We start from the raw sequence: 20,663 nt of genomic DNA on the forward strand, positions 1-20,663 counted from the left end.
TCAGGCTAGAACCGCACGCCGACACCCGCTTCGATGATGTCCGCGTCGCGGTCGTAGCGCGTGACCATGCGATTCCACGTGACGCGCGCGAGCCAGCGGTCCGTGAAGCGGTAGCTCGCCGATACGGAGACGAGACCGGAAAAGCGTCCGTCGCCGGTGCGGTTTTGCGGCAGATCGTCGTTTTGCGTGATCGACAGATACGGGCCGATACCGACGCCTAACGTGAGCCTGTCGTCGAAGAAGGCGCGCGTCGCCCAGAGCTGCGCGGCGACGCCATCGCGGCGCGACTGCACGTGGCCGCCTTCATGCAGGTACGAGGCGGTGAAATCGACGTAGTGCCACAACCCGCGCCGGTACTCGATGCTTTCCGCGAGATTCGATTCCGAGTCGGGGCTGTTCAGGATCGTCGTGCCGAGCATCACGGTGACTTCGTTGCTCGTAACGTTCGTCGTGCGCGACGGCGGCCGCGCGCGCGGACCCGGTCCATCGGGCGCGTCGAGCTGATAGCCGATGCCGAAAAGCAGCGCGGTCGTATCCGGACCGCCGTACGCCTGCACGCGATTGAGCTTCACTTCCGCGATCCAGCGGTTGTCGAAGTAATACGCGGCGCGCAGCGAAAACAGGCCGCCCCAGCCGTGCGTGTTCGAATAGCCGCCACCCAGTTGCGCCTGCTTGGTGTCGAACCAGCGATACGGCCCCGCGCCCGCCGACAATTCCAGCCGGTTGTTCCAGAGCGGCAGCCGTCCCCAGAACTGCACGGCCTGGCCGTCGCGGTGATGATCGGGAATATGGCCTTCATTCAGCCACGAGAAGCTCCACGCGGCGTAGCGGCCGAGCCCCTCGCGATAGGTCCCTTCCCAGGAATACGTGTTGTTGCTGCTGCTCTTGAGCGCGCCGGCGAGCACCGACAATTCCTGCGCGTGCAATGCAGTGCTCGCGAAGCCGAGCCCCGCGCAGGCGATGACCCAGGCGGCGGCTCTGCAATGTCGTTCTTTTTTAAAGTTTGTCATTACACGAAGTCGGATTGCTGGAACTTCCGGCAATTTTCGTCGGGGCCTGTTCGTCGGAGCATACCGGCTTAGGAAAATTCTTGCATGAAACGGACTCATTCCTATTTGATGAGGCGATTGGTGAAACGTTTGCGCGGAAGTTTCGATCCGCCTACGTTCGCGGCCACTCACACGCGGGGTTACGCGCCCGGCCGACCTTGCGTAGATTGATCGAATGCGTTTCCGATCATGCAAGCGAGGTAAACCGTGGACTCCACTCCTATCGAATATCGAGGCTGCGAGCTCTCGGTCATCGTCCGGCATCTGGCCGGCCAGTTCGTCGCGACGCTGCTGATCGAGCGGCCCGGCGGCGTGCGTCGCGCAATCGGTCCGTTTCGCGCATTTCCCACCGCGCTCGCCGCCGCGAGCTACGCGATCGAATGCGGCAAGGCGGAACTCGACGGCCGTCTGGCTGCACGCGGGCCGCAGGTCGCGCTGAGAGGCTGAGGTTCACGCCGGACTCGGGCATCCGGAGACAACCCAGAAGCACAATCCGGTGCCCCGCTATAACATGGCGTTCTTCAAAGAATCGACGCCGCGCATGTTCGGATTTCGAACGATTTCGATGCTGTTCATCGCCGTGGGGCTGCCGGCGTGCATAACGACGCCCGCGCCGCCCGCGCCGGTTTGCGCGACGGGCGAGCAGCGCGTCGTGAGCGATCTCGTCTATTTCGGCGCCGGCCGTGCAAAGGGCGCCGTGACGTCGGGTGAATGGGACGACTTCCTGCGCGATGAAGTCACGCCGCGCTTTCCGCAAGGCTTCAGCGTGTGGCAGGCTCGTGGCCAGTGGCGCGCGGGCGATGGCGCGATCATGCGCGAGCCATCCTGGGTGCTGAGCGTGGTGCATCCCGACGACGAAGCCAGCGATACCGCCATCGGTGAACTGCGGGAGCGCTATCGCGTGCGTTTCGAGCAGGAGTCGACGATGCGCGTCAGGCAAGCGGCGTGCGCATCGTTCTAAGGCTGCGTGCGCCGTTCATGCGAACAAGGCGGCGCACGCGCCCCGCGTTAGACGGCGTAGCACGCGCGACCCGCACCGTCGTCAAGATGTACTCCTAAAAATTCATGAAATCAGCGAGTTCTTAGTGTCGAGCGGCCGTTTAGTCCAATAATTGCAGGTTTCCGCTGCTCTCACGGGCCACATAAACGGTCGCCCGCAGCCCTCGTCTTTCGATTGTTGAACCGCCGTGACCATGACTATCCTGGTTAGCTGTTTCGCTGATCGCAACGCGACATCGTCGCTCGACAACCATGTCGAGTATTGTCGGCGCACGAATGTGAAACATCGTTTCGAAGCGATATCCCGATGCGTCGATTCGATCGAGTTGCGCACGCTTTACAAGTACCAGTTGCTGAGCGACGTGTTGCGCGAGAGCGAAGAGGGCGAAGTCGTTATCTTCGCGACAGAAAACGCGCTCTTCATTCGCTTTCACGATTTCGAGCCGATCATGGCGGGCCGCGACGTGTTGTTGACTAAGGGCCATTTCGGCGTCAACACCGAGATCTTCGTGCTGCGAAATAACGAACAGAATCGCCGCATCGCCCGTGGTCTCGCCGCACGGTGCCGCAAGTACTATGACTACGGCGCGTTCGTCACCGAAGAGGCGCTGCTCGAAGATCTGCCGACCGTACCCGACTGGGACCCGCTGAACGGCGTGGTGCCGATAGCGTCGATGTGGTCGAGTCAGCATCCGGATCTGCATGGTAGCCAGGTCGTCGCGGTCTCGCTCGTCTACACGCCGCGGCTTTACAGCAAATACGGCCCGCAATGGCGCGCCGTGTTCGCACGGCATGTGAACGCGTGCCACGCATCGGGCGAACCGAGCGTGTTACAAAACGCGGCTCCGCTTCTCATCGATTCGAACGAGCCGCTTTCCGTGTATCAGCCGGGACGCGCCATCGCGGTCGTGATGCTCTATACGCCGAATATCGCAAGCTACGCCCGCTTTGGAGAGGCGAGCCTGCGCGCCTACTGCGAGCGGCACGGGTACACGCTTTACGTGTATCGCGACGTGCCGCCGGACTTTAAGCGCGACGCCTGCGGCAACTGGGTCAAGCCTTTCCTCCTCAGCAAGTATCTGCCGCATCACGACTGGGTGTTCTGGATGGACGCCGATATCATCGCGATGAACCAGACGGTGAAGCTGGAGAAGTTCACCGAAGGGCGCGACCGCGTGCTGACGGCGGACATCTGCGGTTGGGCGTTCAATTCGGGCGTGATGGGCTTTCGTCATGTCGAGACGAATGCGCGCCTGCTCGACGCCGTGCTTGCGAAGGTATACGAGATCGAGGACGTCAAGTCCACGTTCGCGAGTCACGGCGATCAATACATCTTCATGGAAGTGTCGATGGGGCAGGGCCTGTGCCCCGAGATGGATTCGCCCGAACTCGTGAGCTTCAGGGAGTTGAACACGCCGTGGTATTACGCGGACCGGAACACGTTCCTGTGCCACTTCCACGGCCTGAGCACGGAGCTGCGGGCCTTGTACATGTCAATGGACTGCGTGCCCGACGGCGGCTTCGAAGCCGTCGGATGACAGGCCCCGTCAACGCCGGCCGGATGCAAAACGCGTCTGCCGCTTACGTTCCGTGCACGAAGGTCTTCCTCATGAGCGATTCACGCGGATCGATCGCTTCCTGTAGGGCCGGCTCCGGCGCGAAATGCCATGCGAGACTGCGCGCCCGCACACGCCGCGCCGGCTTGACGTTCTGCCGCCGGCGCACGAGCGAGCGCACCGCGCGGGCGAGCGCCAGATCGATCGCGCCGCGCCAGTCGCGCGCGATCGATGTCGCCACGACCTTGTTTTCCCGGCTCACCTGCAATTCCACCTGACAGCGCTTGTCGACCCCTCCGCGCGGGCCGTTGATGTCGGACAGGCTGACGGTCGCTTTCGAGATCAGCCACGCGAGGCGGCGAAAGACGAATTCGCTGCGCGCCTTCGCGAGTTCGTGCATCGCAATGGCTTCGGGTTCGCGGGACTTGAACAGGACTTTCATTGAGGCCTCCTCGTTGGACATGAATCCAGCGTAAGGCGTCGGCTCGCTGCGAAAAAGCAGAAGCAATGGAACACGAACTTCGGAAAAACCGAAGTTCAGCCCGCGGCGTGCGCGAGCACTTGCTGCGTCAACGGATGATGCCGCCCGCGCCGCGACACGATCGCGTGCACTTCCTCCTTCACGTCGGGCGAGCGGCCGAGCCAGCGCAGGCCGCGCAGAAGCGGTGCATCGCCCGCGCCGAATTCCGCGAGCGGAAACACGCCGAGCCCGCGCGCGCCGAACACCGCCATCAGCGCGCTATCCTCGAATTCGCCGACGATGTGCGGCGCGATGCCTTGCGTTTCCAGCCATCGATCGAGCCGCGCTCTGAGCGACGAATGACCGGTCGGCAACAGCATGGGCAGCGACGCGAGACTGTGCGGGAACTGGTCGATGGCGCTCTTGCGCACGATGGAAGCGGGCCCGTACCAGTCGACCGGCGAAGCGACGAGCCGCTCGCTCGTGAGACGCAGATTCTGATTGTGCGGCGCGGCGTGGCTCGCGAGCACGAGATCGAGCCGATGCAGCGCGAGTTCGCCGAGCAGTTCGTCGGTCTCGCCTTCATGACACAAAAGACGCAGCGACGGATTGCCGAGCACGGGCGCGAGCAGCGCATGCGCGGCGAGCTTGGAAATGCCGTCCGACAATCCGACCGCGAGACGCGCAAGCGTGCCGCTCGCGGCGCCGCGCACTTCGTCCTGGATGAGCTGGCCGATCTGGAAGATTTCCTCGGCGCGCGCGAACGCCGCCTGGCCCGCTTCGGTCATCGTGACGCCGCGCCCGGCGGGCTTCAGCAACTGATGACCCAGCGCTTTTTCCAGATCGCGCACCTGGGCGCTGATGGTCTGCACCGCCATGTCGAGGCGCTCCGCCGCGCGCGCGAACCCGCCTTCCTTCACGACGACCCAGAAGTAATGCAGATGCCGGTAGTTGAGCATGCGTGCCTTTCGTGGTTTTTGCCTCGGTTCGAATAAACCGAAGTCTGGCTTCGATTATCGCTGATTTTTCCGAGCGCGCGAACGGACCATCATGGCGCGAAACGTCCAATCAATCCTCCTTCCTCGCTCATGGAATATCTTCTTTCGCTTGCCGCCGATCCCGCCGTCTGGGCCGCGCTCGTTACACTGATCGTGATGGAAGTCGTGCTCGGCATCGACAACCTCGTCTTTATTTCGATTCTCAGCAACAAGCTGCCTGTGGCGCAACGCGCGCGCACGCAGCGCATCGGCATCATGCTCGCGCTCGTGATGCGGCTGGCGCTGCTCGGCACCGTCGCGTGGATCGCGCAACTGACCGCCCCGGTGTTCTCTGTCTTCGACCACGCGTTCTCGTGGCGCGATCTCATTCTGCTTGCGGGCGGCCTGTTCCTCGTCTGGAAGGCGACCAAGGAAATGCATCATCACGTGAGAAAGGATCACGACGATGAGGCCGGCGTCTTATCGAGCGCCGGCACCCTGACCGCGTGGTCCGCGATCGGCCAGATTCTGGTGCTCGACCTCGTGTTCTCCGTCGACAGCATCATCACGGCGGTCGGCATGACGGACCATCTGCCGATCATGTTCATCGCCGTCATCTTCGCCGTCGCGACGATGCTCTTCGCCGCGCAACCGCTGTCGCGCTTCATCGAGCGCAATCCGACGGTCGTGACGCTCGCGCTCTCGTTCCTGCTCGTGATCGCGATGACGCTGATCGCCGAAGGTTTCGGCACGCACGTGCCGAAAGGCTACATCTACGCGGCAATGGGCTTCGCTGGATTCGTCGAAGGGTTGAATCTGCTGGCGCGCGGCGCGAAGGTCAAGCGCGAGCGGCGCGTTCACGGCGATGCACGGCATGAAGGGCTTCAGGCCGGCGAGGCGCGCTGAAAGACGAAGCACAGGCCAAAGAAAGCTGACGAATAGCATTGCCCGCCGCGCACTGTGCGGCACCCGGCAGTCCGCGCGATATCGGGCGGGAATTCGCCTTGCTTATCTCCGGCCAAGTGACTACGGTAAGCGATAGCCCGCGCCGCATTCTTTCGGTTCCCGAAATATCGGCTGAAACATCCGCCGAAAGAAGCGCCGCGCGGTCACTGCGATCAATCGTCTTCGGAATGGACCAGGATGAGCCCGCATTGGGAGATCGGCACGGCGAGCGAGGGGTTCGAGCCCATCGCGCCGCACGCGCTCGCATCCGTCGCGCGGATCGATCCGTATATCGTGTGGGCCAACGCGACGCAGTATCGCGATCTCGGCGGCATGCCGCACGGCCGCATTCCGATCGCCATCGAGATGAAGCAGGGCGGCGGCACCGCGCGGCAGTTCGCGCAGGAAATCGAGCGGCGCGGCTGGCAGAGCTGGATCTGGATGTCGGCGCTCTACCGCGATCCGCCGCCCGCGCTCGAAGCCACGCGCTTTTGCACCGCCCACGTCACGCGCGAGTTCTACGCGCGCCTCGGCACCGATCTCGCCGGTAAATTCGAGCGCTTCACGGAAGCGCTGGCGATCATCTCGCACGCCGACGGCCCCGTGGACCGCGTTCCGGCCAGCCACGCGGCCACGCACGCTGCTGCGGGCAACGCGATCGTCGGGATTTGCGACGAGGACGTCACGTTCACGCACCGGCGTTTTTCCGAGGACGGCACGGGCACGCGCACGCGCTTTCTGTGCTTCTGGAACCAGAACGATGCCGCCGATACGGCCGCCACGCTCGGCTACGGAAGCGAGCTGCTCAAACATCAGATGGACGCGCTGCTCGGCGACGTGCGGCTCTCCGTCGAAGCCGCGCAGACGGCGGGCGGGGCGCGCGTCTATGCCTTCGCGCACGGCGACGACGCGAGCCAGCCGGTCGATCACGACGCGCCCTTGCCGATGGTCGGCGTGCAGCTCAAGAAACGCTGCCGCTCGATGCGCGACGCCTTCGGCCCCTGTCTCGACGCCGAAGTGCTCGACGCGGTTCGCTATATCGTGCAGCGCGCGCGGGAGATCGGCGGCGCGGCGTGCCATGCGCTCGTCAGTGTGAGCGCGGGCAACGCGGCGTGGCAACAGGACGGCAGCTCGCTCATCGAAAGCGCGCTCGACGAATTGATGGACACCGGCGCATGCTCCGTCGTGCTGCCGTCCGGCAACGCCGACATGTCGCGCTGCCGCGGCGCGCTGACCATCGCGCAACGCGCCGTGGCGGAACTGCGCTGGCCGGTGCGCGCGTACGCGTCGTCGCCGAGTCTCGCGGAGATCTGGTTCGCCAGCAACGACGGCGCGCCCAGCATCGACGTGCAGATCGTGCCGCCGGGCGGTATTGCGAGCGCATGGCTCACGCTCGGCGATATCGCCACCTACACGCGCGGCGGCGAAGCGATCTGCACCGTCGTGCATCTCGGCCGGGGCGCGCGCGGCAACGGGCATATGATTCTCATCGCGCTCGCGCCGACATCCGCGCGCAGCGGCCTGCGCCGCGCGGCGGCGGGTGAATGGCTGGTGCGGCTGCGCAACAACGCGCGCTCGGGCGTGACCGCCTATACGTGGATGCAGTGCGACGAATCATCCGGCGATACGCCGCTCGTCGCCCCAACGCGTTAGAGAAATCAGCCGCGCGAATGCATCGCCATGATTTCCTGCAGATCGAGATCGTGCTCCAGCGAATGCAGCAGCTCGTCGTGGATCTGCCCCGCGCGATGCATGCGCAGCAACTCCGCGCGGCCGGCCGCGATCGCGGCGAGCACGACGTCGTAATGCGCATGGCGCGCGTCCGCCGGGAAGGTCTCCATGTCCTGAAAGCGCTTCGTGAGCCCCGCCCGATACGTGTACTGTTCGAGCAGGCGCGGGTGGATCACATTGCCGTCGGCGTCGCGCACGAGCGGCTGGATCGCGGCGAGTTGCGCCTCTTCCATGCGCGCCCACGCCTGCGGTTCGCTGAGATGACGCGACGAGCGCTCGTGCCCGGCCGCGAGCGAGAGCCACGCGATCAGCGGGCCGATGGTCGCGCCTTGCAGCAGCACCGTGACGAGAATGACCGCGAAGCCCGCGAACACGATGAGATCGCGGCCCGGCATCGCCTCGGGCAAGGAGAGCGCGACCGCGAGCGTCACCACGCCCCGCATGCCGGCCCAGCTCACGACCGTCGCCGCGCGCCAGTCGGGTACGGCGGCGCTGGCTTCTTCGCCCTGTGCGCGCTTGCGGCCGGTGACGGTCCACGCGAGCCACTTCACGCTTTCCGTGGCGAACACCCAGACGAAGCGCGACAGGATCACGACCGCGATCACCGCGGCCGTCGCCGGTCCGAGCAGCGAAAAGGCGTCGCCGATGCCGCCCAGACGCACGACGATGCCGCGCAGCGACAACCCGATCAGGACGAACACGAGCGCCTCCAGCACGAACACGACCACTTGCCAGAACGCCGTGCCGCGCATGCGCTGCGCCGCCGAGAACACTTCGTGCTGATGCCAGCCGACGACCATGCCGCACGTGACCGTGGCGATCACGCTCGACACGCCGAGCTCTTCGCCCGCGATATAGCTGACCCACGACGTAAGCATCGACGTGGTGATGACGAGGTAATCGTCCTCCAGCGCGCGCATGACTTTCACGGCGATGAAGCCCGCCACGATCCCGACGACGATGCCGCCGATCGCGAGGCCCGCGAAGCTCGCCACCGCGCGCGGCGCGCTGAACACGCCGCTCAGCGCCGCGACCATCGCGAAGCGGAACAGCACGAGGCCCGCAGCATCGTTCAACAGGCTTTCGCCTTCGAGCAGCACCATCAACCGTCGCGGCAGCGCCACGCGTTCGAGCACCGCCTTGGCCGCGACGGCGTCGGGCGGCGAGACGACCGCGCCGAGCGCAAAGCACGCGGCCCACGGCAGCGCGGGCACGACCAGATGCACCGCGACGCCGACGACGAGCGTGGTGAAGGCCACCGCGCCGATCGCGAGCAGCAGGATGCCGCTGAGATTGCGCTTGAAATCGTCCCAGACGAAGAAATACGCGCCGTACATCAGAAGCGGCGGCAGAAACACGACCAGCACGAGTTCCGGGTCGAGCTCGAAATGCGGCAGTCCCGGCACGAACGCCATCGCGACACCGCCGATGAGCAGCGCCGCGGCGGGCGGCAGACGCAGGCGCCGGGCGAGCACTTCCAGCGCGATGATGGCGATCAGTGAGACGAGCACCAGGTTGAATGCCGTTGCGGCGTGCATGACTTGTCCTCGGGTTCAGATGGGTTTTCTTATGATGCAATGCGCGGCGGACCACGCAGACGCTGCCTCGCGCGCTGCTACCATCGACGCGGTCCGGGCCGCGAGCCGGGGTGTCATCGTATCCGAAAGGAGTGAAAATGAGACGAAAGTCGTCGGGCGTCGCGGTTGCGGCGGTGCTGGTGGGCGTCGCCGTGGCGGCCGTGGTCTACATTGCGAGCTTCGGCAAGTCGCGCCACGCGGATGCGCCCGTGCCGGCGGTCTCGACCTTCGCCGCGCAGAACGGCGCGGCGAGTGCAGCCGCCTTCGGCGATGCGCCGCGCGAGCATGTCACGGCGTCGGGCGAGCAGACCGCAGCGCAATAAAGCGCAAGGTCCCGAATCTGTCATTCCCGACAGGAATATGACTTGCTGCCCGCCCGATGTCGCCTTTACAAGGCTCATCGGGAGCAGACTGCGATGGGACATGATCCCGGGCAGATTCCACCCGCCGCGCTGCCCGTCGATGGGCGCGGCATGATCGGCAACATGAAGACGGCGGCGCTCGTGTCGCTGTCCGGCGCGATCGATTTCATGTGCTTTCCGCGCATCGACTCGCCAACGGTCTTCGCCGCGCTGCTCGATCGCGAGCGCGGCGGCGCCTTTTCGATCACGCCGCGCGAGCCGCACGCGAACGTCAAGCAGATGTATCTGCCCGAAACGAACGTGCTGCTCACGCGCTTCATGACCGGCGATGGCGTCTGCGAACTGCTCGACCTGATGCCGGTCGCATCTGAGGCGAACGCGGCCGGTACGGCGCCCAACTGCGTGTTGCGCATCGCGCGGCTCGTGTACGGACGCATGACGCTCGACGTGCGCTGTGATCCGCGCTTCGATTACGCGCGCGCGAAGCATTCGGCGCGGGCCGTGGAGCAGGGCGTCGAGTTTGTCCGCGACGATGGCGCGCCGTCCTTGCGTCTGCTCGCGAACGTGCCGCTCGCCATCGAGGATGCGGGCGCGCGCGCCACGCTCGACCTCGCGCAAGGCGAATGCGCGTGCTTCGCGCTCGGCGACGCCAACGGCCTCGGCGAGATCGGCGCGAATCACGATGCGGTGCTCGAACAGACCATCGATTACTGGAAGACGTGGTCGTCGCGCTCGACATATCGCGGGCGCTATCGCGAAGTCGTGCTGCGCTCGGCGCTCACGCTCAAGCTCCTGAGCTCGGAAGAATTCGGCGCGATCGTCGCCGCGCCGACCTTCGGCCTGCCCGAAACGCACGACGGCTCGCGCCGCTGGGATTATCGCTATACCTGGATTCGCGACGCGGCGTTCTCCGTCTACGCGTTGCTGCGCCTCGGCTATACCGGCGAGGCGGAACGCTTCATGAAGTGGATTGCCGAACGCAGCCGCGACTGCAGCGCGCACGGTCAGTTGCGCGTGATGTACGCGGTCGATGGCGCCGACGCGCTCGCGGAAGCCGAACTGAAAAGCCTCGTCGGCGAAGTGCCGGGGCAGGTGGTCGTCGGCAACGAAGCGCGCGGGCAGATCCAGCTTGATGTCTACGGCGCGCTGCTCGACTCGGTGTATCTCTACAACAAGTACGGCGCGGCCATTTCCTACGACGGCTGGCGGCACGTCACGCGCACGGTCGATTACGTCGTCGAGCACTGGCGCGAGGCGGATCACGGCATCTGGGAGTTTCGCAACGGCACGCGCGCGCTGCTGCATTCGCGCCTGATGTGCTGGGTGACGGTCGATCGCGCGCTGCGTCTCGCCGAGAAGCGCTCGCTGCCCGCGCCGCTCGCAAGCTGGTTCGACACGCGCGATGCGATTCATCGCGACATCCACGAGCAGTTCTGGAACGACGACCTGCAAAGCTTCGTGCAGACGCCCGGTTCCGCCACGCTCGACGCCGCCGCGCTGATGATGCCGCTCGTGCGCTTCATCGGCCCGAAAGATCCGCGCTGGATCGGCACGCTCGATGCGATCGGGCGGGAGTTGCGCGTCGATCCGCTGATTTTCCGCTATACGCGCGGCTCGACGCTCGACGGCTTGCCGGGCATGGAAGGCGGCTTCTCGGCGTGCTCGTTCTGGTACGCGGAGGCGCTCGCGCGCGCGGGGCGTGTCGACGAAGGGCGGCTCGTCTTCGAAAAGATGCTGGCGTACGCGAATCATGTCGGTCTCTTCTCGGAGGAAGTGGCGATCAGCGGCGAAGCGCTCGGCAATTTTCCGCAGGCGCTCACGCATCTCGCGCTCATCAGCGCCGCGTATCAGCTCGATCGCGACCTCGATCGCGTGCACGTGCCCTGGACCTGAGCGCTTCCACGCGCCGCGCCGCGACGCTGTATCCTTGCTGCTCACGCTTTTCGTGAACGGAGGAACGGCGCATGAACGGCAAGACGCTCATGACGTGCATCGACGCGGCGCACGCGTCGCTCAAGGAACATGCCGACGAAATCGCGTCGCTCGATCAGGCGATCGGCGACGGCGATCACATCATCAACCTGCTGCGCGGCATGGATGCGCTCGCGGCGCTGCGCGCGTCGATCGAAGCCGAAGCCTTCGCGCCCGCGCTCAAGCTGGCGGCGGCGAAAGTGCTTTCCACGGTCGGCGGCTCGTCCGGGCCGCTCTTCTTTTCGATGCTCACGGGCATGGCGAAAGCCGCGCCCGATGATGACGACGTGAAGGCGTTCGCGCGCGCCTTCGCGGCGGGCGTGGACGCCGTCGGCCAGCGCGGCAAGACCGGCACGGGCAGCAAGACGATGATGGACGTGCTGATTCCCGTCGCCGAACGATTCACCGCCCTGGCCGACGCGGGCGCTTCGAAGCAGGACGTGCTCGAAGCGCTGCCGCGCGTCGCCGAAGACAACATGCTCGCCACGCGCGACATGCTCGCCACCAAAGGGCGCGCCTCGTTTCTCGGCGAGCGCTCGCGCGGTCATATCGATCCGGGCGCGCGGTCGAGCCAGCTCATGATCGCCGCGGTCTGCGCGCATCTCGCGCAAGACGGCGCCTGAACACAACAAGGAGCAGGGGACATGAAGAAGTTCATCAATCGCGTCGACGATTACCTGTCGGAGAGCCTCGCGGGTTTCGCCGCCGCGCACGCCGATCTCGTCACGGTCAGCTTCGACCCGCTGTACATCGTGCGCAAGACGCTCAAGCCCGGCAAGGTGGCGATCATTTCGGGCGGCGGCTCGGGTCACGAGCCGCTGCATGGCGGCTTCGTCGGTCACGGCATGCTCGACGCCGCGTGCCCCGGCCAGGTCTTCACCTCGCCGACGCCCGATCAGATGATGGCCGCGGCGCAGGCCGCCGACACCGGCGCGGGCGTGCTGTTCATCGTGAAGAACTATTCGGGCGATCTGATGAACTTCGAGATGGCGTCCGAGCTGTGCGAGATGCCCAATGCATCGGTGCTGGTCAACGATGACGTCGCCGTCGAGAATTCCAGCTTCACGACCGGCAGGCGTGGCGTCGCGGGCACGGTGATCGTCGAAAAGCTCGTCGGCAGCTTCGCGGAAACCGGCGCCGACCTGCAGGCGTGCAGGGCGTTCGGCGAACGGGTAACGGCGCGCATTGCGTCGATGGGCGTCGCGTTTTCGAGCTGCACGGTGCCTGCCGCGGGCAAGCCGACCTTCGCGCTCGGCGACGATGAAATCGAAATCGGCGTCGGCATACACGGCGAGCCGGGACGCAGGCGCGCGAAGTTCGACACGGCGAACGCCATCGCAGACGAACTGCTCGCGGCGATGGTCGAAGACCTGAAGCCGGCCGCCGACGCGCCGTTGCTATTGCTCGTCAACGGGCTCGGCGGCACGCCGCTATCGGAGCTGTATCTGCTGTATCACGCGGCACGGACCTGGCTCGACGGGCGCGGCCTGAGCGTGGCGCGCTCGCAGGTGGGCGCGTTGACGACATCGCTGGACATGGCGGGCGCGTCGCTCACGCTCTGCACGCTCGACGACGAAATGATGCGGCACTGGGACAGCCCCGTGCATACCGCGGGACTGCGCTGGGGCATGTGATCATTCCGCGCGCTCCGGCAGCAGCGCCGCCAGCAGCCGCCGCAGTTCGGCGGCTTCGCGCGGCGTGAGCCTCGCCGTGAGGATGCGTTCGACTTCCTCGACCCGCGGCCGCAACGCCGCAAGCTGCTTCTTGCCCGCCGCGGTGAGAAAGAGCACATAGCTGCGCTTGTCGACGGGATCGTCGGAGCGAGCGATCAAGCCGTTGCGAACCATGCGCGCGACGAGATCGGCGATGGTCGAACGGTCCACGTCGAGTTCATCGCCGAGCTGCCGCTGATTGACGCCCGGCGTTCGTTGCAGGATCTCGAGCGCCGCGTACTGGACGCTCGTGATCTCCGCGGAGACTTCGCTGAGCCATACCGCCACATGGCGCTGCTGGGCGCGGCGCACGAGGCTGCCCGTGAATTTCGCGAGCGTTTCGGGTTCGTCTTTTCTGGTCGGCAATTTCGCGGAGTCGTTGTAGGTCAGTGCGCGCGGAAGATGGGCCGGAAGAAGGCGGCCAGTTCCTCGTAGGCATCGAGTGGCAGAACGTGCGCGACATACTGATCCGGACGGACCACGACGAGCACGCCCCGTTCGCGGTCGATGCCACGCTCGTCGAAGATATCAGTCGCCGCGTCGCTCGTAAATGCCTTCTCGTAGTCGACGAGACCGTGACGTCCCTTGCGCGGCAGCAGCAGCGCGGGGAGTTCTTCGAGCCGCACTTCGCGATGAGGCTGCTGGAGCACCGCACGCACGTCGAGCACGCTGTCGATGTCGGCGTCTTTCGGCGTAAAGCGCTGCAAGACGGAATCGGGCGACGTGGCGAGATGTTCGCACCACGCATGAAGCGCACTGCGCTTTGCATCCGCGAATGCATACAGACGCCAGCGGCCATCGGCGCGCGCGGCGTGGCCGAGATGCATCGGTTTGGCATCGGCCAGGCGCACGACGGGCGACGAATGAAAGCGCGTGCCGATCGTAAAGCCCTTCGCCAGCGGCTGATGCGTCGATTCGCCCGTGAGCACCGCCGGCCGATAGTGCGTCGCGACGCCCGCCGTATAGCGGCCCGCGCGCACGAAGTACGCCTGAAGCTCGGCCGGATCGACGCCGCCTGCTTCGGGCCGGTTCGGGTCCTTCGGCGGCGCGGCCATCATCGCGGACCATTCCTTGTCGAAGTCGATCAACTCCTGCGCGATCGGCTGGCGCTCGTCGGAATAGGTGCGCAACAAGTCGGCGCCGCTGCGTCCCTGCAATACCGCGCCGAGTTTCCAGCCGAGATTGAAGCCGTCCTGCATCGACACGTTCATGCCCTGGCCGGCTTTAGCGCTATGCGTATGACAGGCGTCGCCGGCGATGAACACGCGCGGCTCGCGCGACGTTCCATCGGCCGCGAGGGCGTCGTCGAAACGGTCGCTCAGACGCTGTCCCACTTCGTAGACCGAGAACCACGCGACTTCCTTCACATCGAGCGAGTAGGGATGCAGGATGCGCTGCGCCGTCTCGATGATGTGATCGACCGACGTCTGCTTGATGCCGTCGCGATTGTCGGGCGAGACCTCGCCCAGATCGACATAGAAGCGCACGAGATAGCCGCCTTCGCGCGGAATGATGAGCAGATTGCCTTTGCTCGCGGACTGTATCGCCGCCTTCAGCCGAATGTCGGGGAAGTCGGTCACGGCGAGCGCATCCATGACGCCCCACGCGTGGTTCGCGGCATCGCCACGCAGCGTTTGCCCGATAGCGGTGCGCACGCGGCTGCGCGCGCCGTCGCAACCCACGACATAGCGCGCGCGCACGGTCACCTGCTCGTCGAGCCGCGCGGCGTCGGTGCGGCGCATCGTGACGCGCACGGGATAATCGCCGGCATCGTCGCGCTGCACGTCGATGACTTCGAGATCGTAGTCCGGTTCCAGACGGTGCGCGGAACGGCGCATGACATCGAGCAGATAGTCCTGCACGCGCGCCTGATTGACGATCACATGTGGAAACTCCGACATACCTGTTTCGGTATCCTGAACACGTCCGGTACGTTTGATTGCGCCGCGATCCTGCGCATCGGGACGCCAGAACACGGTCTCGTTCACCCAATAGGCTTCGCGCATCAGGCGGTCGCTGAGGCCGAACGCATTGAACATTTCGACGGTGCGGCACGCGACGCCGTCCGCCTGTCCCATCTGCAGCGGTCCCGCGCGGCGTTCGACGATACGCAGGTCGATGCCTGGAAACTGCGAGAGCTGCGCCGCGAGCACGAGCCCGGCGGGGCCGCTCCCGACGATGAGCACGTCCACCGTGTCGGGCATTTCCGTGCGGGGCGCGCCGTCGGCAGCGGGTTCGATCGTCGGATCGCCGACCCGAAAGCCATTGAGATGAAACTGCATGGTGTCTTTCCTCCATTCGATGCGCGTCAGTGTGATGAGAAATATACTCCGTACACCAACCATTTCCAAGATTTTCCGGCGCGCCTGATGTTTACCCCTAGTTTTGGTCGATAAGAACGCGGTCTTTGTCGTATCAAATGAGGTAAGGGAGCGTAAGAATGCGTTACAGACTGCGGCCAGTCCGTGTGATAAAAAGCTTGTCGCAGCGGCTGCCTTTATCGCTTTCGGGGAGTAAAGCGTGGGCTGGCCACGCCGCTGGCTTCCGAGTCGTCCAACAATAAACAGACGCCTTCCGGCGTCGATTCTTTTCGGCGAAAAGCTTCAGTGTCGGAGGCACAACATGTTGACCCTGGCGGTCGAATCGGTAAGACGGCGCTTACGGGGCGTTCATCAGGACCACAAACGGATTGCACGAAGCGCGGTCGTGCTGCTTGTTTTCGTTCTCGCCGGAAAATGCATAGGCGCATCGAAGGAAATGGCGATCGCTTATCGCTACGGGATCAGCGGAGTCGTCGATGCCTATCAGCTTGCACTGACGCTCGTCACCTGGCTTCCGACGATGATCACGAACCAGTTGAGCGTGCTGCTCGTTCCGGCGCTCGTCGCATTAAGGAAGGACAAGTCCCAGCAGAACGGATTTCTCGGCGAACTGGAAGGCATGGGGCTCGTCATCGGGTTTGCATCGTGTCTGCTGCTGTTTCTCTTCTGGCCGTACATGGCCGAACTCGTCGCAAAGAATCTTGCCGACACGACCCGCGAAACGGTCGGGCGGATGATCATCGGCATGGCGCCCGCCGGCGTGCTGAGCTTCACGATCTGCATTTCGTCGTCGCGGCTGCAGGCATCGGGACGGCACATCAATACCTTGCTCGAATGCGTGCCGGCCATCGGTTTGCTGGTCTTCGTCTTGGCCGCGCGCGATAACGATTCGATCATGCCGCTCGTGCTGGGCACGTCGATCGGCTTCGTGATTCAGAGCCTGTGGCTGAGAATCCTGGCGCGGCGTGCCGATGCTTTGGCCGCCGCGCCGCGCCTGTCGACGCGTGCGCGCCAATGGCCGAACACCGTTCGCTCGATGGGCACGCTCATGATCGGCTCGGTCGCCGCGGGCCTGTGGCTGCCGGTGGATCAATACTTCATGGCGCAGCAGGGCGACGGCGCCATCGCCACGCTCGGCTATGCGAACCGGCTGCTGTCGTTGCTGCTCAGCATGGGCGCGCTCGCGATCAGCCGCGCGACCTTGCCGATTCTCTCGGAGATCCTGTTTCAGGGCGACCACGCCCGCGCGCGCAACACCGCGCTGAAATGGTCGGGGATCATGTTGACAGTCGGCGTCGTCGGCGCGGGCATTGCGTACGCGCTCGCGCCGTATGTCATCAGGCTGCTGTTTCAGAAGGGCGCTTTCACGGCGGAGGACACCATCGCGGTAACGAACCTGTTCCGCTTCGGGCTCGTGCAGGTGCCGTTTTATTTCGGCATGTGCGTGCTGGTCCAGTTGTTCGCGAGCGAGACGCGCTACCGGACCATTTCCGTCATCTCCGTTCTGGGCTTTGGCGTCAAGATTCTAGGCAACGTCGTGCTGGCCCGGCTCTATGGCGCGCAAGGCGTGCTTCTCGCTACCGGCGTCGGCGCGGCGAGCGTGCTCGCTTGCTATGTCTTCGGAACGCGATACATTCCGCTCGCGACGGATACAGGCCGGCGCGGCCCGGCCGATTGAAAGTAGGCGGCTAATTCAGTGAGGCGATGCGAACGGGAGAACATCGACACCTATTTTTTATCCGCGGAATTGACGATATAGTGGGCCGAATCGCGAGCCTTGCGACCAATGTTCAGCAGATGCCTAACCTCGTGCCGGCATCATGATGCCGGCGTCAGCCAATAACATTCCTCTGAACGGGTGTGCGACATGAAAGTGCTCCTTTCCTTCCTCGCGGCTTCGGCGCTTTGTCTTGTGACGGCGGCGGCCAGCGCCCAGCAAACCGTTCACATTGGGGTTTCGGCGCCGCTCACCGGCCTGGGCGCGGCCAACGGCAAGGACATCGAAAACGGCGTGCGTCTTGCCGTGGAGGAGGCGAATGCGCAACGCCTCACTATCGGCGGGCAGCCGGTCAAATTCGAACTCGCATCCGTCGATGATCAGGGCGATCCGCGCATCGGCGTTCAAGTGGCGCAGAAGCTCGTCGACGATGGCGTCGTGGCCGTGGTCGGCTACTACAACTCCGGCGTGGCGCTGCCTTCGGCGCCGATCTTCGCGCGCGCGGGCATTCCGTTGATCGACCCGGCGGCGACGAATCCGGCGATCACACGCCAAGGCTTGAACAACGTGTTCCGCATCATCGCGACCGACACGCAGAACTCGGGCAACGCGGGCACGTATGCCGTGAAAGTCACGAAAGCGAAGCGAATCGCGGTGATGGACGACCGGACGGCTTTTGGACAAGGCGCGGTCGAGGAATTCAAGAAGGCGGTGCAAGCGGCGGGCGGCCAGGTCGTCGCCGAGGAATACACCACCGACAAGGCCGTCGAGTTCAATGCGCAATTGACGAACATAAAGGCCGCCAACGCGGACCTGCTGTATTTCGGCGGCCTCGATGGCCAGGCGGGCCTGATCGTCAAGCGCATGAAGCAACTGGGCATCCGGGCGCAGTTCGTGGGAAGCGGCGGAATTGCCGACAGCGTGTTCATCAGTTCGGCGGGCAATGCGGCCGAAGGTGCGATGGCATGGGAGTATGGCCGGCCTGTCGAGTCATTGCCGGAAGGGCGCGCGTTCGCGGAAAAATTCAAGAAGCGCTTTGGCGCGGAAACGCTGACTTACGCGCCGTTCGCTTACGACTGCGCGTGGCTTGCCATCACGGCGATGAAGCAGGCCAACTCCGTCAAACCCGCGACGTTCATGGAGACGCTGCGGAAGATGCAATATAACGGTATTACCGGGCATATTTCGTTTGATAAATACGGAGACCTGAATAGCCCGACGTCGACGCTTTATCAGGTGAAGGGGATGAAGTGGCAGCCGGTTACGACGATTGGGGCGGAGAAGTAGTCGGTCCGTCCTCACGAAAACGCGCCACCAACCGCCGAATTTGCCCCGTGGTGAGCGCCAGCCGCTCGGCGGCATGCCACCACGGCTTGAGCCGTCCGTCCACGACGTCCTGAATGACCTTGAATCGATCGAGTTCGCACATGGTCATGGTGATCTGTCCAGTGCTCGCCATCGAAGCCTACGTGCCGCGAACCCGCGAACGGTCAGCTTACGTGCCATCAAAGCGGACATTTGAACTTAGCTACTACAATACAATGTTGCTGCTAAGTTCAAATGTCGGGATTGGGGGTGCGGCGGAATTCTTGGACTGGGTTATGTCGTCAGCCCGAGACTCTCCCGGTATTCAATCGGACTGAGTGCGCCAAGCGAGATCTTGATCCGTTTCTCGTTGTACCAGCGAATGTACGAGTCAACGACCTCAATGAATTGGTCGGTGCTGATGGCCTGCCAGTCCCGAGAGTAAAACAGTTCCGTCTTCAGCCGTCCAAAGAAGCCTTCGCACGCCGCATTATCGGGCGAGCAGCCCTTGCGCGACATTGAACGAATCAGATTGGCCTCACGTATTCGGGCAAGCCATCCAGGCCAGCGATAATGCGCACCGCGATCTGAATGAACCACAGGCCGGGTGTTGCTATTGCTCATTGTTTCGACCGCAGCATCGAGCATCGTGTTCACAAGCTCGGCGTCTGGTCGCGTACCGATCGACCAACTGATCACGAGTCCATCGAAGCAGTCAATGATCGGCGACAGATAGACTTTGCCGGCAGGAATCTGGAACTCTGTGATGTCTGTGAGCCACTTTTCATTCGGTGCTGCGGCCCGGAAGTCCCGGTTGATAAGGTTATCTGGAGCGGGACCAATTTCTCCAGCGTAGGAGCCGTATCGACGTCGCCCCGTCGTGGCCGCGCTTAGATGTTCCTGCTTCATCAAGCGCCGAACGACCTTCTCCGAGATGAAGACTTTCTGCCTGCCAAGTGCCGCACGCACCCTGCGATATCCGTAGCAGCAGTGATTCAGTTCAAAGATATCTGCAATGGCAAGGCGTACACCAGCATACTTGTCGGCAGTCTGTATCCGCGCCCGGTGATAGAAGTAGGAGCTACGGGCGAGCCCCAATTCAGCAAGAAGCTCCGGCAGCGTGTAAGCCTGTTTCAGGGCATCAACCAGCTCCGTCTTCTCCCGATTCGTCAGGAGTTGCGGGTCGACGCCCAGGCCTTTTTTTAATATTTCATTGGCCTTCTTCAGGATGTCGTGTTCGATCTGGAGCTTCCGGATGTCTCGCCGGAGTGATTCGACCTGCTGCTCCAGCGTCGTCTGCTCGGAGGTCTGTGGCGCATCGTTGCGGAGTGTCATGATTGAAACAGCCTCCTGACCGAGTAACCGATTTCTCCAGTTGTACAGCGTTGGGCGGCTCACGCCAATCTTTTTGGCAATTGCCTCGGCGCTTTCCCGTCGAATGCACAGATCGATGACCGCTGTCTGTCTGAACTCTGGCGCGTAACGACTACCTGAAGTCTTCCCGAGAGCGCGTTTCTTTCGGTCAGGATGCAATTCGTCGAGCCAGGAGACGAGCGTCCCACGTCCCGGATATCCCAAGGCCTTTGTTGTTGCTGCCAGACACTGGCCGTGGCTCATGTAGTGGTCCGTGGCCGCCTTTTTTTGTTCTGCCGAGTAGCGCGGCCTCAAGCAAATGCGTTCCCTCGGCAAATCCAGGCACCGCTCGTACGCGTGATACCAACGTTCGAGAGATTTCGTTGTGGGATAGCCTAATTGACGAACCGTTGCGGTAAGGCGCTTTCCAAGCCTCAAGTAGAGCTTCACTGCTCGGATGCGGTCTTCGTACGAATACATGGACTAGCTCCTGATAGTCCAAGAATTCCGCCGCCCCCCAAACGCGACATTTGAATCTAGGACCTACATACAATGTCACGGCCAGATTGAAATGTCGTAGCGGCAGCTAAATACAGATGTCGTACTTGTTCTGTGTTTGGTTCTCACA

The 20,663-nt window shown here is 63.8% G+C and carries 18 protein-coding genes and 1 pseudogene; 11 read left to right on the top strand and 8 right to left on the bottom strand.

Translation table 11 applies throughout. The annotated features are described in order from the left end of the window. Positions 1 to 5 precede the first annotated feature (5 nt). Positions 6 to 1,010: a hypothetical protein gene (locus AWB70_RS19835; protein WP_053569447.1), complete on the bottom strand. Its 1,005-nt coding sequence runs from the start codon at positions 1,008 to 1,010 to the stop codon at positions 6 to 8. 246 nt (positions 1,011 to 1,256) lie between these two features. Here AWB70_RS19835 and AWB70_RS19840 point away from each other — a divergent pair, with 246 nt between their 5' ends. The 3 genes from AWB70_RS19840 to AWB70_RS19850 all read left to right on the top strand — a co-directional run bounded on the left by AWB70_RS19840 (position 1,257) and on the right by AWB70_RS19850 (position 3,586). Next, complete coding sequence (locus tag AWB70_RS19840; RefSeq protein WP_041731693.1) at positions 1,257 to 1,496, top strand: hypothetical protein; 240 nt, start codon at positions 1,257 to 1,259, stop codon at positions 1,494 to 1,496. A 64-nt stretch (positions 1,497 to 1,560) separates the two neighbouring features. Continuing rightward, positions 1,561 to 2,010, top strand: coding sequence for a DUF3574 domain-containing protein (locus AWB70_RS19845; protein WP_235024291.1), 450 nt, complete (start codon positions 1,561 to 1,563; stop codon positions 2,008 to 2,010). 316 nt (positions 2,011 to 2,326) lie between these two features. Then, positions 2,327 to 3,586, top strand: a complete 1,260-nt coding sequence (locus tag AWB70_RS19850; protein WP_235024292.1) for a glycosyltransferase family protein — start codon at positions 2,327 to 2,329, stop codon at positions 3,584 to 3,586. A gap of 43 nt (positions 3,587 to 3,629) precedes the next feature. Here the strand turns inward: AWB70_RS19850 and AWB70_RS19855 are convergent, their stop codons facing one another. Together AWB70_RS19855 and AWB70_RS19860 are read right to left on the bottom strand one after the other, a co-directional pair. Beyond that, positions 3,630 to 4,046, bottom strand: coding sequence for an HPF/RaiA family ribosome-associated protein (locus AWB70_RS19855; protein ID WP_053569445.1), 417 nt, complete (start codon positions 4,044 to 4,046; stop codon positions 3,630 to 3,632). A gap of 95 nt (positions 4,047 to 4,141) precedes the next feature. Continuing rightward, positions 4,142 to 5,023, bottom strand: coding sequence for a LysR family transcriptional regulator (locus tag AWB70_RS19860; RefSeq protein WP_014250871.1), 882 nt, complete (start codon positions 5,021 to 5,023; stop codon positions 4,142 to 4,144). A 129-nt stretch (positions 5,024 to 5,152) separates the two neighbouring features. On the opposite strand from AWB70_RS19860, the gene AWB70_RS19865 reads away from it, so the two are divergent. Next, positions 5,153 to 5,947, top strand: coding sequence for a TerC family protein (locus AWB70_RS19865; protein ID WP_053569444.1), 795 nt, complete (start codon positions 5,153 to 5,155; stop codon positions 5,945 to 5,947). Between the two features lie 237 nt (positions 5,948 to 6,184). Continuing rightward, positions 6,185 to 7,639, top strand: coding sequence for a S8/S53 family peptidase (locus tag AWB70_RS19870; protein ID WP_053569443.1), 1,455 nt, complete (start codon positions 6,185 to 6,187; stop codon positions 7,637 to 7,639). Positions 7,640 to 7,644: 5 nt separating this feature from the next. On the opposite strand, the gene AWB70_RS19875 is transcribed toward AWB70_RS19870, so the two are convergent. Next, a complete protein-coding gene (locus AWB70_RS19875) occupies positions 7,645 to 9,255 on the bottom strand; it encodes a Na+/H+ antiporter (protein WP_014250868.1) in 1,611 nt (536 codons plus the stop codon). 137 nt (positions 9,256 to 9,392) lie between these two features. Here AWB70_RS19875 and AWB70_RS19880 point away from each other — a divergent pair, with 137 nt between their 5' ends. The 4 genes from AWB70_RS19880 (at position 9,393) to dhaK (ending at position 13,261) form a co-directional block, all read left to right on the top strand. Next, positions 9,393 to 9,617, top strand: a complete 225-nt coding sequence (locus tag AWB70_RS19880) for a hypothetical protein (protein ID WP_041731690.1) — start codon at positions 9,393 to 9,395, stop codon at positions 9,615 to 9,617. Positions 9,618 to 9,710: 93 nt separating this feature from the next. Continuing rightward, on the top strand, positions 9,711 to 11,549 hold the full coding sequence (locus AWB70_RS19885) for a glycoside hydrolase family 15 protein (RefSeq protein ID WP_053569442.1): 1,839 nt from the start codon (positions 9,711 to 9,713) through the stop codon (positions 11,547 to 11,549). A 71-nt stretch (positions 11,550 to 11,620) separates the two neighbouring features. Next, positions 11,621 to 12,250: a dihydroxyacetone kinase subunit DhaL gene (gene dhaL / locus AWB70_RS19890; RefSeq protein WP_053569441.1), complete on the top strand. Its 630-nt coding sequence runs from the start codon at positions 11,621 to 11,623 to the stop codon at positions 12,248 to 12,250. Between the two features lie 21 nt (positions 12,251 to 12,271). Next, positions 12,272 to 13,261, top strand: coding sequence for a dihydroxyacetone kinase subunit DhaK (gene dhaK / locus AWB70_RS19895; protein WP_053569440.1), 990 nt, complete (start codon positions 12,272 to 12,274; stop codon positions 13,259 to 13,261). Here dhaK and AWB70_RS19900 read toward each other — a convergent pair whose 3' ends face one another. Together AWB70_RS19900 and AWB70_RS19905 are read right to left on the bottom strand one after the other, a co-directional pair. Continuing rightward, positions 13,262 to 13,705, bottom strand: a complete 444-nt coding sequence (locus tag AWB70_RS19900; protein ID WP_014250864.1) for a MarR family winged helix-turn-helix transcriptional regulator — start codon at positions 13,703 to 13,705, stop codon at positions 13,262 to 13,264. Positions 13,706 to 13,725: 20 nt separating this feature from the next. After that, the gene (locus AWB70_RS19905; protein WP_053569439.1) at positions 13,726 to 15,621 is read right to left on the bottom strand and encodes an FAD-binding monooxygenase; all 1,896 of its coding nucleotides are present in this window, start codon (positions 15,619 to 15,621) and stop codon (positions 13,726 to 13,728) included. A 340-nt stretch (positions 15,622 to 15,961) separates the two neighbouring features. Here AWB70_RS19905 and murJ point away from each other — a divergent pair, with 340 nt between their 5' ends. Both murJ and AWB70_RS19915 read left to right on the top strand, forming a co-directional pair. Then, positions 15,962 to 17,338: a murein biosynthesis integral membrane protein MurJ gene (murJ, locus tag AWB70_RS19910; RefSeq protein ID WP_053569438.1), complete on the top strand. Its 1,377-nt coding sequence runs from the start codon at positions 15,962 to 15,964 to the stop codon at positions 17,336 to 17,338. Positions 17,339 to 17,527: 189 nt separating this feature from the next. Then, the gene (locus AWB70_RS19915; protein ID WP_041731687.1) at positions 17,528 to 18,664 is read left to right on the top strand and encodes a branched-chain amino acid ABC transporter substrate-binding protein; all 1,137 of its coding nucleotides are present in this window, start codon (positions 17,528 to 17,530) and stop codon (positions 18,662 to 18,664) included. 1 nt (position 18,665) lies between these two features. Here AWB70_RS19915 and AWB70_RS19920 read toward each other — a convergent pair. After that, positions 18,666 to 18,836, bottom strand: a pseudogene (locus AWB70_RS19920) (ISNCY family transposase); the annotation flags it as partial. A gap of 140 nt (positions 18,837 to 18,976) precedes the next feature. Beyond that, positions 18,977 to 20,515 carry an IS3 family transposase gene (locus AWB70_RS19925; RefSeq protein WP_060854125.1) on the bottom strand — a complete coding sequence of 513 codons (1,539 nt, stop codon included), beginning with the start codon at positions 20,513 to 20,515 and terminating at the stop codon, positions 18,977 to 18,979. Positions 20,516 to 20,663 lie beyond the last annotated feature (148 nt).

Origin of the sequence: Caballeronia cordobensis (assembly GCF_001544575.2) — a bacterium.
GTDB lineage: Bacteria > Pseudomonadota > Gammaproteobacteria > Burkholderiales > Burkholderiaceae > Caballeronia > Caballeronia cordobensis.